Source organism: Streptomyces sp. NBC_00005, assembly GCF_045160215.1.
In the GTDB taxonomy this organism is placed as follows: domain Bacteria; phylum Actinomycetota; class Actinomycetes; order Streptomycetales; family Streptomycetaceae; genus Streptomyces.
Window position 1 is genome coordinate 3,726,405 of record NZ_CP108316.1, and the last position, 12,755, is coordinate 3,739,159.

Below are 12,755 nucleotides of genomic sequence, written 5' to 3' on the forward strand. Positions count from 1 at the left end.
TGAGGAATGCTCCCTCTATCGATGGATCACTTGCTGCGAGGGTCGAGTGCGTCACGCAGCCCGTCACCCAGCAGATTGAAGGCCAGGACGGTGATGAAGATCGCCAGTCCGGGCACGAACATGTACTGCGGATCAGCTGTGTAGAGATCCACGGCGTTGCTGAGCATGCCGCCCCAGGAGGCCTGCGGCGGAGCGATGCCGACTCCGAGGAAGCTCAGCGCAGCCTCGAAGAGAATGTTCGTCGGGATGATCAGCGTCGAGTAGACGAGGATCGGCGCGACGAGATTGGGGAGCAGTTCCCGGAACAGGACGTATGGACCACGTGCCCCGAGACTGTGGGCCGCCTCGATGAACTCCCGCTTCCTGAGACTCATCGTCTGGGCGCGCACGATGCGGCCGATGTACGGCCAGCTGAAGAAGCCGATCACGAAGATCAGCACGCAGATGCGCAGCGACAGTCCGTTGAGTCCGAAGAAGCCGTCCTGCACGGAGGCGGAGATGGCGATGGCGAACAGCAGGAGGGGGAAGGCGAGGAAGGTGTCCATCAGCTTGCTGATGACGCTGTCCACCCAGCCGCCGTAGTACCCCGCGACGACACCGAGCACGGTGCCGATCACCACCGACAGCATCGTGGCGCCGCCGGCGACGAGAAGCGAGACCCAGGAACCGTCGATGATGCGGGCGAGCATGTCGCGGCCGTACTGCGGCTCGACACCGAGCGGGTGCGCCCAGCTCATGCCGCCCCAACCGCCCTTGGGCGCCAGCAGCGCCGGGTCGATCAGGTTCTGGTGGAACTCGTCGGGGTCGAGCCCGAAGACCCACTCGATCGGCTTGGCGAGCACAGCCATCAGCACGAGGCAGATGACGACGATGCCACCCGCCACCGCCACCTTGTCCCGCTTGAACCGGGTCCAGGCGATCTGTGTGAGTGAACGCCCTTCGATCTGGCTCTTCTTGGCCCCGGCGAGCACGGCCTCGGGCTGCGCTCCGGCTTCCGCCCCCGTGGTCTCGATCGGTGCGGTCACAATGACCTGACCCCTCTCGCCGGTGGTGACCGGCCTTTGTCCGCCGCTGTGGGCGGCTTGGTTCGCTTGCCTGCTGCGCGGTGGCCGCAGATGGTTACGGCCCAACTGTCCGCTGATCCCTCGATTGGTACCGATCGGTACTCGCTCACAGGATCGATGACGTCGCATCTGAGAGGCGAGTCTTCAACGTGCTCGCGATCACGCGCCAGGTCTGATGGAGAAAGTATGCGCAACCGTGATGACGACTGAGGGATTCCGTTATCCGGACGTTCAGTTGCGGGGGTCGGACGGAGGCAATTGGGCCCATAACGGCACAATCGGCACCTTTCCGCCTTGATCTACGCGCGGAGACGGCCGCAACCCAAAATTCTCACCGTTTCCGTAACTGGCGAGGCGACGGCGCGTGGTGACAGGTCAGTAGCCGCCGTGCACCGGCGGGTAGCCGTACCCGGCCACCGGGGCCTGGACCGGGGCAGCCGCGTGGGCCTCGCGGTCGTAGAAGGGGCGGGCGCTCGCGCGCATCCACAGCGCGACCGGGTCGTACTCGTCGGACATCGCCACCGTCGACACCGGCAGTCCGTCCGGGACGGCGCCGATGGACTGCTGCATCATCGCCCGCACCGAGTCCACCGCGGGCGGGCTCGTGTCGTACACGTCCAGACCGATGGCGAGGTAAGGCGCCCCGAGCGCCGGCTGCACCCAGGCGCGGCGCAGCGAGCGGACGGCCGGGGTGTGGTGGGCATTTCGCGCGAGCTCGGCGTAGAACTGCGGGATCTCGATGCCGGGTTCGGACAGCCGGAGAGGACCGGCGGCCTGGCGCTCCAGTCCGGTGGCGATGCGGCGCAGGTCCAGCCAGGGGATGCCCACGCCGCCGCCGGGGGCGTGCGGGTTGAGCCAGAGGCCGAAGTGGTCGGGGTACAGGGTCCGGGCGACGTCCAGGCCGTCGACCACCTCGTACGACCTGTTCCAGCCGCTGGCCGAGAGTTCCTGGGCGGAGGTCACACACGGGGCATAGCCGTAGCCTTCGACCTCCATGTTTCCGTACTGGGCGTCCGGGGAGCCCGCCTGGCCGTGCCACAGCAGCATCCAGACCTGGCCGGAGCCGGGGGTCGCGAGTGCGCGGAGGAGTGCCTCGTAGGCGTCGTAGCGCCCCGGCGTCACCTGGCGCAGCATGTGCTCGACCTGCCCGGTCGTGGTGCCGCTGGCGCTCACGTGTACCGCCCCTTCTTTGAGTTGCCCCGGGTATGAACCCAGCTTAGGCGCTCCGCTGGGCTGGGCCGTTGAGAGCTCGGGACCCGTCGTGCGTCGTCAGCTGCGGGTTGTGGGGTTCGCCGCGCCCACGCGGCCGAGCCGCACATCGGTACCGCCACGCGCCCCTGTGGGGGGCGCGTCTCAGTGACCGTACTGATAAAAGGGGCGGACGTTTTCCCTCATCCAGTTCGCCACCGGATCGTCCGTCACGTCCAGGAGGACCAGGTTGACCGGCCACGGGGTCGGGGCCCTGGTCACCGCCCGCTCCAGGGCTCCCAGCGGAAGTGCCCTCAAGTCGCCCTCCAGCTGGGAGAGTTCGACCCCCACGAACAACACCGGGTCCGCCGTCTCGACGGCCGCGAGGCAGCGGCGGGCCGTGACGATCACGCCCGTCTCCGCGAACTCCGCGGACGCGGCGGCCAGGAAGTCGATCGGCTCGTCCTGCCAGTCCGGTTCGAAGAGCTTGACGCGGGCGCCGGCGGCCGGGCCGTCCAGCGGGGTGCGGCCCACCCGGCACAGTTCGGCGACGGCGGCCGGCGGGAGCGGGACGCCGACCACACCGTCCGGGTTCACGGCGAGCCCGACCTGCGGGGGCAGACCGCGGGCGAACTCGACGGCCGGGGCGATCGTGAACGACATGTGGGAGCCGACGACTTGGCGGAACTGCTCCTCGGAGCTGAAGACCGGGACGTATGCCTGGCCCTCGATCTCCAGCGTGGGCAGGTCGAGGGGGCCGCTGTGCGGGCCGCCGCCGCTCGGCAGCGGCACCCACACGAAGCTGCGGCCGAGCACCTCGATGATCCGGCCGCCCGCCGAGGGCATGCCGAGGGAGGCGGAGAGCACCTCCTCCAACTCGTTGCCGGGCCATCCGCCGTGCGGATGGGGGTGCGCCTGCATGGGAAAGTCCGCGGGGAGATCCGCTGGGAAGTCCATCTGTGTCCGACCGCCTGCTGAGAACCACTGCTGTGGCTGGAAAGGCTAGCGGGTGGGACGGACAAAGGGGTCGGCCCGCGAATCCCGGCTCGTGAATCCCGGTCCGTGAACCTCGGCCCGTGGATCTCAGCCCGCGGATCTCAGCCCGTGAAGCCGATCCTGCGCAGCACGTCCGCCGCGTCCCGGTCCAGCAGCACCGCCGAGCCGCAGCCCTCGGGCAGGTCGCCCTGCTCCACCGAGCGGATCAGACGGGCCGCCGCCGAGCGGTGGCGCAGGAACGCGTAGCGCGAGACGCCGCGGCCGCGCTCGCGCTGGCCGTCCAGGGCCGTGCCGGGCGGGACGTCGAGCAGCAGCAGGTGCAGGGTGCCGCCGCGGCGCCGCGCCTCGCGGGCCAGCCAGCCGCGCACCCAGGCCTGCGTACCGCAGTCGTGCACGACGACACCTGCGCCGCTGCGCAGGGCGCGGCGCAGTCCGGCGTAGTGGGCGAGGCGGACGAGGGGGCGGTAGACCGCGTACGGCAGGAAGCGGGGCGCGCGGGCGTCCCAACGGTCGCGGGCGTCCTGGGAGTCGATGCGGATGCCCCGCACCGCGCGCTCCATCAGCGTCGACTTGCCGCTGCCGGGCAGGCCGGTGATCACGACGAGGTCGCGCGGGCCGAAGAGCAGGGCGTGCGGGCTGTGGCCCGAGCGGTCGCGAAGGTCGCGGACCACGGGTGCCGGCCGGACGCCGCACGCCTCCTGGGCCGGGGCCGAGTGCTGCTCGGGCAGCGCGACGGCCGAGCTCGTGGCGTACGCCGTGGTCCTGTTCACCGTGATCGTCCTCCCCTGGGGCCGGGTACGGATCCCATGCCCTTCGAGTGTAAAGAGAAGGTAATGCGCGGTGTCTCGTGTTTTCGTGATCGCCTTGCCACAAGCCGGTTACAGATGCGGCCTGCCACCCGCCGACGAGGCGTGCAATGATGTGCCCGCCAACTGCATACCGGCCGTTCGAATCCGCGCGGGAGAGTCCTCAGTGAAATGTCACACATCACTGGGGCGCCGAAGGAGCAAGTCCCTCCCTTGAATCTCTCAGGCCCCGTTACCGCGCGGGCGAGGCACATCTGAAAAGCGGGCCACTGCGTCAGTGGCCCCACCCAAGGTGCAAGCCAGAGCCCACACTTGTGGTCATCCACAGCCGTGGTCATGGCGAACCTCTCAGGTTCCGATGACAGATGGGGAGGAACGACCTCGCCCGTGTCATGCCTTGGGAGACGACCGTCCGATGAGCAGCACCGCACCCCGTCACACCGCGCTCGATGCCCTGCATCGCTCGCTCGGCGCGACGATGACCGACTTCGCAGGCTGGGACATGCCCCTGCGCTACGGCTCGGAACGCGACGAGCACCTCGCCGTACGCACCCGCGCCGGCCTCTTCGACCTCTCGCACATGGGCGAGATCACCGTCACCGGCCCCGAGGCCGACCGGCTCCTGAACCACGCCCTGGTCGGCAACATCGCCTCCGTCGGCGTCGGCCGCGCCCGCTACACCATGATCTGCCGGGCCGACGGCGGCATCCTCGACGACCTGATCGTCTACCGGCTCGGCGAGACGCAGGCCGCTTCTTCCACGTACCTGGTCGTCGCCAACGCCTCCAACGCCCAGGTCGTACTGGACGCGCTCGTCGAGCGTGCCGCCGGCTTCGACGCCGAGGTGCGCGACGACCGCGACGACTACGCGCTGATCGCCGTGCAGGGCCCCGAGTCACCCGGCATCCTCAAGTCCCTCACCGACGCCGACCTCGACGGCCTGAAGTACTACGCCGGCCTGCCCGGCACCGTCGCCGGCGTCCCGGCCCTCATCGCCCGCACCGGCTACACCGGCGAGGACGGCTTCGAGCTGTTCGTCGCCCCCGGTGACGCGGAGAAGCTGTGGCAGGCGCTGACCGAGGCCGGCGCGCCGGTGGGGCTGATCCCCTGCGGGCTGTCCTGCCGGGACACCCTGCGCCTGGAGGCCGGCATGCCGCTGTACGGGCATGAGCTGTCGACCTCGCTCACGCCCTTCGACGCCGGGCTCGGGCGGGTGGTGAAGTTCGAGAAGGAGGGCGACTTCGTGGGGCGTGCCGCCCTGCGGGACGCCGCCGCCCGTGCGCAGGAGAACCCGCCGCGCGTCCTGGTCGGCCTGGTCGCCGAGGGCCGCCGGGTCCCGCGCGCCGGGTACGCGGTCGTCGCCGGCGGCGAGGTGATCGGCGAGGTCACCTCCGGTGCCCCCTCCCCCACGCTCGGCAAGCCGATCGCGATGGCGTACGTCGACGCGGAGCACGCGGCACCGGGCACGCCCGGAGTGGGCGTGGACATCCGGGGCAGCCACGAACCGTACGAGGTCGTGGCGCTGCCCTTCTACAAGCGCCAGAAGTAGACACTGGGCGCGGGCGACCGCATCCGCGGACGTGACCCCGCACACATCTTCCCTGCTCACACGCACTGTCAGCAGTCCCCCCTTCGTCAGCACTCCCTCGCGTACAGGAGAATTCAGGCCATGAGCAATCCGCAGCAGCTGCGCTACAGCAAGGAGCACGAGTGGCTGTCGGGCGCCGAGGACGGCGTCTCGACGGTCGGCATCACCGAGTTCGCGGCGAACGCGCTCGGCGATGTCGTCTACGCCCAGCTTCCCGAGGTGGGCTCCGCCGTGACCGCGGGCGAGACCTGCGGCGAACTGGAGTCGACCAAGTCGGTCAGCGACCTGTACTCCCCCGTCACCGGTGAGATCACAGAGATCAACGAGGACGTGGTGAACGACCCGTCCCTGGTGAACTCGGCCCCCTTCGAGGGCGGTTGGCTGTTCAAGGTCCGCGTCACCGAGGAGCCGGCCGACCTGCTGTCCGCCGACGAGTACACCGCCCAGAACGCCGGCTGAGGAGCCGTAGAAGCATGTCCGTACTGAACACGCCCCTGCACGAGCTCGACCCGGACATCGCCGCCGCGGTCGACGCCGAGCTGCACCGGCAGCAGTCCACGCTCGAGATGATCGCCTCGGAGAACTTCGCCCCGGTCGCGGTCATGGAGGCCCAGGGCTCGGTCCTCACCAACAAGTACGCCGAGGGCTACCCCGGCCGGCGCTACTACGGCGGCTGCGAGCACGTCGACGTCGCCGAGCAGATCGCCATCGACCGGGTCAAGGAACTGTTCGGCGCCGAGTACGCCAACGTCCAGCCCCACTCCGGCGCCTCCGCCAACCAGGCCGCCCTGTTCGCGCTGGCCCAGCCCGGCGACACCATCCTCGGCCTGGACCTGGCCCACGGCGGCCACCTGACCCACGGGATGCGGCTGAACTTCTCCGGCAAGCAGTTCGACGTGATCGCCTACCACGTGGACTCCGCGACCGGTCTGGTCGACATGGCCGAGCTGGAGAAGCTCGCCAAGGAGCACCGCCCCAAGGTGATCATCGCGGGCTGGTCGGCGTACCCCAGGCAGCTGGACTTCGCCGAGTTCCGCCGGATCGCCGACGAGGTCGGCGCGTACCTGTGGGTCGACATGGCGCACTTCGCGGGTCTGGTCGCGGCCGGGCTGCACCCGAACCCGGTGGAGCACGCGGACGTCGTCACGTCCACCACGCACAAGACGCTGGGCGGTCCCCGCGGTGGCATCATCCTCGCCAAGAAGGACTTCGCGAAGAAGCTCAACTCGTCCGTCTTCCCGGGCTTCCAGGGCGGCCCCCTGGAGCACGTGATCGCGGCGAAGGCGGTCTCCTTCAAGGTCGCGGCGGGCGAGGACTTCAAGGAGCGCCAGCGCCGTACGGTCGAGGGCGCGAAGATCCTCGCCGAGCGGCTGACGGCGCCCGACGCCCGCGAGGCCGGCATCAACGTGCTCTCCGGCGGCACCGACGTGCACCTGATCCTCGTCGACCTGCGCGAGTCCGAGCTCGACGGACAGCAGGCCGAGGACCGCCTCCACGAGGTCGGCATCACCGTCAACCGCAACGCCGTACCGAACGACCCGCGCCCGCCGATGGTCACATCGGGCCTGCGGATCGGCACCCCGGCCCTGGCGACCCGCGGCTTCACCGCCGAGGACTTCGCCGAGGTCGCGGACGTCATCGCTCAGACCCTCAAGGCGCCGTCCCCCTTCGGAGAGGCCGACGCCGAAGCCCTCAAGGCCCGCGTGCGGGCCCTGGCCGACAAGCACCCGCTGTACCCCGGTCTGGGCAAGTAGTCCCGTTTCGCGTGGATGCCGCGCACACTGGGAGGTGTGCGCGGCGCCCCGCTCCCGCTCCACCCCGGCGTGGAGCCCCTCGCACCACCCCCCGTTCTGAGGAGTCACCGTGGCCATCTCGGTCTTCGACCTGTTCTCGATCGGCATCGGCCCCTCCAGCTCCCACACGGTCGGCCCGATGCGCGCGGCACGCATGTTCGTCCGCCGGCTGCGCAACGAGGAGGTGCTGGGCTCCGTCGCGTCGGTACGGGCGGAGCTGTACGGCTCCCTCGGCGCGACCGGCCACGGCCACGGCACCCCCAAGGCGGTACTGCTCGGCCTGGAGGGCGCCTCACCGCGGACCGTGGACGTGGAGGGTGCGGACGAGCGGGTGGAGGCGATCAAGGCATCCGGCCTGATCCGGCTCCTCGACGAGCACGAGATCCCGTTCTCCTTCGCCGACGACCTGAAGCTGCACCGCCGCAAGACCCTCCCGTACCACGCGAACGGCATGACCCTGTGGGCGTACGACGCCTCGGGTACGGAGCTGCTGTCGAAGACGTACTACTCGGTGGGCGGCGGCTTCGTCGTCGACGAGGACGCGGTCGGCGAGGACCGCATCAAGCTGGACGACACCGTGCTGAAGTACCCCTTCCGCACCGGGGACGAACTGCTGCGCGTGACGAAGGAGACGGGCCTGTCGATCTCGGCGCTGATGCTGGAGAACGAACGCGCCTGGCGGACCGAGGACGAGATCCGCGAGGGGCTCCTCGACATCTGGCGGGTCATGCAGGCGTGCGTGTCGAGCGGCATGTCCCGCGAGGGCATCCTGCCGGGCGGCCTGAAGGTACGGCGCCGGGCCGCCATGTCCGCCCGTCAACTCCGGGCCGAGGGCGACCCGTTGGCGCACGCGATGGAGTGGATCACGCTCTACGCGATGGCGGTGAACGAGGAGAACGCGGCCGGCGGACGGGTCGTGACCGCCCCGACGAACGGCGCGGCGGGCATCATCCCGGCGGTCCTGCACTACTACCTCAACTTCGTGCCGGGCGCGGACGAGGACGGGGTCGTCCGCTTCATGCTGGCCGCGGGCGCGATCGGCATGCTCTTCAAGGAGAACGCGTCCATCTCCGGTGCCGAGGTCGGCTGCCAGGGCGAGGTCGGCTCGGCCTGCTCGATGGCGGCCGGCGCGCTGGCGGAGGTGCTCGGCGGATCCCCCGAACAGGTCGAGAACGCGGCCGAGATCGGCATGGAGCACAACCTCGGCCTCACCTGCGACCCGGTCGGCGGCCTGGTCCAGATCCCGTGCATCGAACGCAACGGCATGGCCGCGGTCAAGGCCGTCACGGCCGCACGGATGGCGATGCGCGGCGACGGCTCGCACAAGGTCTCCCTGGACAAGGTCATCAAGACGATGAAGGAGACCGGCGCCGACATGTCCGTGAAGTACAAGGAGACGGCGCGGGGCGGGCTCGCGGTCAACATCATCGAGTGCTGACGCGCGGTTGCCGACGCGCAGAACCCGACGCACCGAGCCTGACCCGCAGTGCTGTGTCACATGTTCCTGTGAACGTTCCCCCGAAGGCTACCGTCGGGTAATCCACCACCCCTAGTCTGCCGCCGACTCGGCGACGGACCAGGGGAGTTGACACATGCACAGGGTGAGACGGTGGGCCGCGCTGCTCGGCGCGGCGGCGCTGCTGACGGCAGGGGCGGTGGGCCACGCGCAGGCGGCGTCGGCGCAGTTCTCCCAGACGACGACCATCGGTACGCACAACGCGTACGAGAAGGACAAGTACACCTACTTCGCACAGGCGTTGGACTCGGGAGCCTCGCTGCTCGAGCTGGACGTGTACGCGGACAGCGTGAACGGCCGCTGGCGGGTCAGCCACAGCAGTCCGCTCGCCAACGACAACAACTGCGAGTACGCGGACAGCCCGGACGAGTTGTACGGCCAGGTCCGCAACCAGGACCTCGGCAGCTGCCTGGACAACATGGCGGCCTGGGAGCAACTGCATCCGGACCACGCGCCCGTCATCGTCAAGGTCGAGATGAAGGTGGGCTTCAACAACGACGCCGGCCTGGGCCCCGACGAGTTCGACACCCTGGTGTCGAAGAAGCTCGGCGGCAGCGTCTACAAGCCGTCGGACCTGCTGGGCTCCTCGTACTCCACGCTCGACGCGGCGGCGAAGGCGAACGCGTGGCCGACGCGCGATGCGCTGAAGGGCAAGTTCATCTTCGAACTGATCCCGGGGACCGTCGAGGAGTCCAACCCGTTCGACACGTACTGGACGGACGAGGAGTACGGCGACCATCTGCGCGACCTGTACGCGGCGGGGAACATCTCGGCGGCGCAGGCCTTCCCGGCGGTGCTGGGCGCGGAGGCGGGCGACCCGCGCACGAGCCGCTACGACGCCACGATCCGCCCCTGGTTCGTCTTCTTCGACGGGGACGCGGCGACGTACGTGAACAACGCGTACGACACGTCCTTCTACTCCACGAACCACTACGTCCTGATCATGACCGACGCGTACAACGTGTCTCCGGCAATCTCGTCGACGGACCCCACGGACGCGGAAGTCGCCGCGCGGCTGGCCCTGTTGGCGGCCGACCACGCCAGCGTGATCACCTCCGACTGGTCGGCGAAGTCGGCGTCGGTGCTGGGTTCTGTGGCCGACAGAAGCTGACGTTTCCACCTGGTTTCCACATCCGGAACGGATCACCCGTGCCAAGGTGGGGGGTACATCAACTCCATCAACTCCTGTCCCCCCACCGGCAGATCAGGGAGTCCCTCCATGTTGCGCGGCATCGACGTAAGCGCGTACCAGTCCTCCTCGTACGACACGGACGGCCTCTCCTTCGTCTTCATCAAGGCGACGGAGGGCCGTTCGTACGTCAACCCGAGACTCGGCGCCCAGACGAAGAGGGGCCGCGACGCCGGCCTCGTCGTCGGCTTCTACCACTTCCTGTGGCCGGGCAACCTCCAGGCCCAGGCGGAGTACTTCGTCAAGCACGCCCCCGAGAAGGCGGGCGACATCCTCGCGGTCGACTGGGAGCGCAACAGCTCCGGAACACACGCGAGCAACGCGGAGAAGGACCTGTTCATCCGCAAGGTGAAGGAACTGCGGCCGAACAACCAGGTCCTCCTCTACGCCAACAGGGATTTTTGGCTCAACATCGACACCACGTCGTACGCAGGCGACGGCCTGTGGATCGCCGACTACGTAACGGCCGGCAAGCCCCGCATCAAGGCCAAGTGGCGCTTCCACCAGTACACGAGCACACCGCACGACAAGAACGTCGCGGACTTCGCCGACAAGGCGGCACTGAAGGAGTGGGCGGACGGCGCGTGAGTCATCCGTCCTGCGTGGCGGCCGATCGGGCACGGAGCTGCTGCGCGGGCGGACTCGCCGCCGCACTCCGGAACGAGCGGCGATGCGCGGAGATGAGGGGAGCTTGTCGTCATGGGTGGGACAGTCAGTGCGGTCAGCAGTAACGGGGTGTACTCGTTCACCAAGCCGAACCGGGAGAGTGTCACGTTGCTCGCGGGGCTCGGGGTGGAGGGGGACGTGCATGCCGGGGTGACGGTGAAGCACCGGTCGCGGGTGGCACGTGACCCCTCGCAGCCGAATCTGCGGCAGGTGCACCTCATCCACGAGGAACTCTTCGACGAGGTGCGGCAGTCCGGGTTCGAGGTCGTGGCCGGGCAGCTCGGGGAGAACGTGACGACCCGTGGGATCGATCTGCTCTCCCTGCCCAAGGGGACGCTCCTGCGGCTCGGGGCCGAGGCCGTCGTCGAGGTCACCGGGCTGCGGAATCCCTGTCTGCAGATCGACCATTTCCAGGCCGGGTTGTTGAAGCAGGTCGTCGTGCGGGACGCCGACGGCGCGCTCCGGCTCAAGGCCGGGATCATGGGCGTCGTCGTCAGTGGTGGGGTGGTGCGGCCCGGGGATCCGGTGAAGGCCGAGCTGCCGGACGGTCCGCACCTGCCTCTTGAGATCGTCTGAGCAGTATGCCTCTCGCGATCGTCCGAGCCGTACCGCTCCGCGGACTCCTACCCGCGGAAGTCCGCCGGGCGTTCCCGTGATGCCTCCGCCAGGGCCTTGGTCACCCCGTCGACGCCCTCGCGCAGCCCGTACACCGGCGTGCCGGGCTGCTGGCGCCAGGAGTCGTCGAGGCCGCCGGTGTCGACGGTGTCGAAGCCGAGTTCGTCGATCAGGGCGCGTACCTTCCGCTTCGCCACCTCGTCGTCGCCCGCCACCGGGAGCGCCAGGCGGTCGGGTGCGCCGGCCGGGCGGGGGCGCTCCAGGATGTCCTGCGCGTAGGTCCCGTTGAACGCCTTGATCACGGGGTGGCCGATCCTGCGTTCCGTCCAGCGGCTCTCGGTGAGGCCCTCGTCCTCGATCGCCGCGATCCTGCCGTCGCGCTGCGGGTAGTAGTTGCCGGTGTCGATGACCGCGACGCCGTCCGCGGCCTCGTCCAGCAGGCCGGAGGGGAGGTTTTGGAGCGCCTTCACGGGGATCGTGACGACGACGATCTCCGCGCCGCGCGCCGCCTCTTCCACGGGTACGGGAGTCGCGCCGGTCTCCTCGGCCAGTGCGGTGAGCGTGTGGGGGCCGCGGGAGTTGGCGACGGAGACTTCGTGGCCGAGGGTGGTGAGCCGCCTGGTGAGGTTTCCGCCGATGTTTCCCGCGCCGATGATGCCGATCTTCATGTCTGTCTCGCCTCGCCCTTCCGGGGGTGGGTGCCGGTCGTGCCGATGCGCAGCACCAACCTCCGGACGGCCCGAAATGTTCCTTGACCCGGTGGAAGGGTGACGGCGGGCTCCCCTACCCTCCGAACGGGTCCTCCAGTTCCTTCCGGACCACGTTCACGGCGGCCTCCGCGTCCCCGTCCGCGACCGCGCGGACGAGTGCCTCGTGGACCTCGTCCGCGGTGTTCGGGTCGTGGGCGCGCAGGCCGGTCAGGGCCAGCAGGTCGACGAGGCCGGTGCGCAGAACGGGCGTGAACTGGGTGAAGAGATCGGCCAGTACGGGGTTGTGGGCGGCGGCGAGCACGGCCGCGTGGAAGGCGATGTCGGCATCGGCGGTGGCGGCGGCGCGACGGCCTTCCAGTGCGGCTTCCATCGCGGTGACGTCCTCGTGCGTACGGCGGCGCGCGGCCAGGCGGGCCGCCTGGAGGAACTCCCCGCCGGCACCACCCACGCCCTGCTCCTGCGCGACGGCCGCGCGCTCGCCCAGGGCCCGGCGGCCGACGTCCTCACCGGCGATCAGGTCGGCAAGTGCTTCGACCTGCCACTGGTACTGGAGCGGCACGACGGCCGCTGGAGCGTGCGGATCCGGCGCCGGCCACGAGGTTCGGGACATGAGGATGCGGATAT

13 protein-coding genes and 1 riboswitch are annotated in these 12,755 nt (G+C 69.6%); of the genes, 7 read left to right on the forward strand and 6 right to left on the reverse strand.

Annotated elements, in window-relative coordinates; all coding sequences use genetic code 11:
* Positions 1–26: 26 nt before the first annotated feature.
* From OG303_RS17020 to OG303_RS17035, 4 genes are all read right to left on the reverse strand, one after another.
* A complete protein-coding gene (locus OG303_RS17020; RefSeq protein ID WP_405869232.1) occupies positions 27–1,025 on the reverse strand; it encodes an ABC transporter permease in 999 nt (332 codons plus the stop codon).
* Between the two features lie 414 nt (positions 1,026–1,439).
* Entirely contained in the window at positions 1,440–2,237 is a 798-nt protein-coding gene (locus OG303_RS17025) for an enhanced serine sensitivity protein SseB C-terminal domain-containing protein (RefSeq protein ID WP_405869233.1), read from the reverse strand.
* A 180-nt stretch (positions 2,238–2,417) separates the two neighbouring features.
* Positions 2,418–3,209: an enhanced serine sensitivity protein SseB gene (locus OG303_RS17030; RefSeq protein WP_405869234.1), complete on the reverse strand. Its 792-nt coding sequence runs from the start codon at positions 3,207–3,209 to the stop codon at positions 2,418–2,420.
* A 140-nt stretch (positions 3,210–3,349) separates the two neighbouring features.
* On the reverse strand, positions 3,350–4,024 hold the full coding sequence (locus OG303_RS17035) for an AAA family ATPase (RefSeq protein WP_405877312.1): 675 nt from the start codon (positions 4,022–4,024) through the stop codon (positions 3,350–3,352).
* A 172-nt stretch (positions 4,025–4,196) separates the two neighbouring features.
* Positions 4,197–4,302: riboswitch (glycine riboswitch) on the forward strand.
* A 167-nt stretch (positions 4,303–4,469) separates the two neighbouring features.
* On the opposite strand from OG303_RS17035, the gene gcvT reads away from it, so the two are divergent.
* The 7 genes from gcvT (at position 4,470) to OG303_RS17070 (ending at position 11,382) form a co-directional block, all read left to right on the forward strand.
* The gene (gcvT, locus tag OG303_RS17040) at positions 4,470–5,603 is read left to right on the forward strand and encodes a glycine cleavage system aminomethyltransferase GcvT (RefSeq protein ID WP_405869235.1); all 1,134 of its coding nucleotides are present in this window, start codon (positions 4,470–4,472) and stop codon (positions 5,601–5,603) included.
* A gap of 120 nt (positions 5,604–5,723) precedes the next feature.
* Positions 5,724–6,101, forward strand: a complete 378-nt coding sequence (gene gcvH / locus OG303_RS17045) for a glycine cleavage system protein GcvH (RefSeq protein ID WP_405869236.1) — start codon at positions 5,724–5,726, stop codon at positions 6,099–6,101.
* Positions 6,102–6,115: 14 nt separating this feature from the next.
* Complete coding sequence (gene glyA / locus OG303_RS17050; RefSeq protein ID WP_405869237.1) at positions 6,116–7,396, forward strand: serine hydroxymethyltransferase; 1,281 nt, start codon at positions 6,116–6,118, stop codon at positions 7,394–7,396.
* A gap of 109 nt (positions 7,397–7,505) precedes the next feature.
* Positions 7,506–8,873 carry an L-serine ammonia-lyase gene (locus OG303_RS17055; protein ID WP_405869238.1) on the forward strand — a complete coding sequence of 456 codons (1,368 nt, stop codon included), beginning with the start codon at positions 7,506–7,508 and terminating at the stop codon, positions 8,871–8,873.
* 154 nt (positions 8,874–9,027) lie between these two features.
* Positions 9,028–10,062: a phosphatidylinositol-specific phospholipase C domain-containing protein gene (locus tag OG303_RS17060; RefSeq protein ID WP_405869239.1), complete on the forward strand. Its 1,035-nt coding sequence runs from the start codon at positions 9,028–9,030 to the stop codon at positions 10,060–10,062.
* A gap of 108 nt (positions 10,063–10,170) precedes the next feature.
* Complete coding sequence (locus OG303_RS17065) at positions 10,171–10,728, forward strand: GH25 family lysozyme (protein ID WP_405869240.1); 558 nt, start codon at positions 10,171–10,173, stop codon at positions 10,726–10,728.
* Positions 10,729–10,839: 111 nt separating this feature from the next.
* Positions 10,840–11,382: an MOSC domain-containing protein gene (locus tag OG303_RS17070; protein ID WP_405869241.1), complete on the forward strand. Its 543-nt coding sequence runs from the start codon at positions 10,840–10,842 to the stop codon at positions 11,380–11,382.
* A gap of 47 nt (positions 11,383–11,429) precedes the next feature.
* On the opposite strand, the gene OG303_RS17075 is transcribed toward OG303_RS17070, so the two are convergent.
* Together OG303_RS17075 and OG303_RS17080 are read right to left on the reverse strand one after the other, a co-directional pair.
* Entirely contained in the window at positions 11,430–12,167 is a 738-nt protein-coding gene (locus tag OG303_RS17075; protein ID WP_405877314.1) for an NADPH-dependent F420 reductase, read from the reverse strand.
* A 37-nt stretch (positions 12,168–12,204) separates the two neighbouring features.
* Complete coding sequence (locus OG303_RS17080) at positions 12,205–12,741, reverse strand: FCD domain-containing protein (RefSeq protein ID WP_405869242.1); 537 nt, start codon at positions 12,739–12,741, stop codon at positions 12,205–12,207.
* Between the last annotated feature and the right edge of the window lie 14 nt (positions 12,742–12,755).

What these genes read in the sequence shown, in the direction of transcription:
- OG303_RS17080 (WP_405869242.1), bottom strand. Translation starts at nt 12,741, where the DNA reads ATGTCCCGAACCTCGTGGCCGGCGCCGGATCCGCACGCTCCAGCGGCC.
- glyA (WP_405869237.1), top strand. Translation starts at nt 6,116, where the DNA reads ATGTCCGTACTGAACACGCCCCTGCACGAGCTCGACCCGGACATCGCC.
- gcvT (WP_405869235.1), top strand. Translation starts at nt 4,470, where the DNA reads ATGAGCAGCACCGCACCCCGTCACACCGCGCTCGATGCCCTGCATCGC.
- OG303_RS17070 (WP_405869241.1), top strand. Translation starts at nt 10,840, where the DNA reads ATGGGTGGGACAGTCAGTGCGGTCAGCAGTAACGGGGTGTACTCGTTC.
- gcvH (WP_405869236.1), top strand. Translation starts at nt 5,724, where the DNA reads ATGAGCAATCCGCAGCAGCTGCGCTACAGCAAGGAGCACGAGTGGCTG.
- OG303_RS17030 (WP_405869234.1), bottom strand. Translation starts at nt 3,209, where the DNA reads ATGGACTTCCCAGCGGATCTCCCCGCGGACTTTCCCATGCAGGCGCAC.
- OG303_RS17060 (WP_405869239.1), top strand. Translation starts at nt 9,028, where the DNA reads ATGCACAGGGTGAGACGGTGGGCCGCGCTGCTCGGCGCGGCGGCGCTG.
- OG303_RS17065 (WP_405869240.1), top strand. Translation starts at nt 10,171, where the DNA reads ATGTTGCGCGGCATCGACGTAAGCGCGTACCAGTCCTCCTCGTACGAC.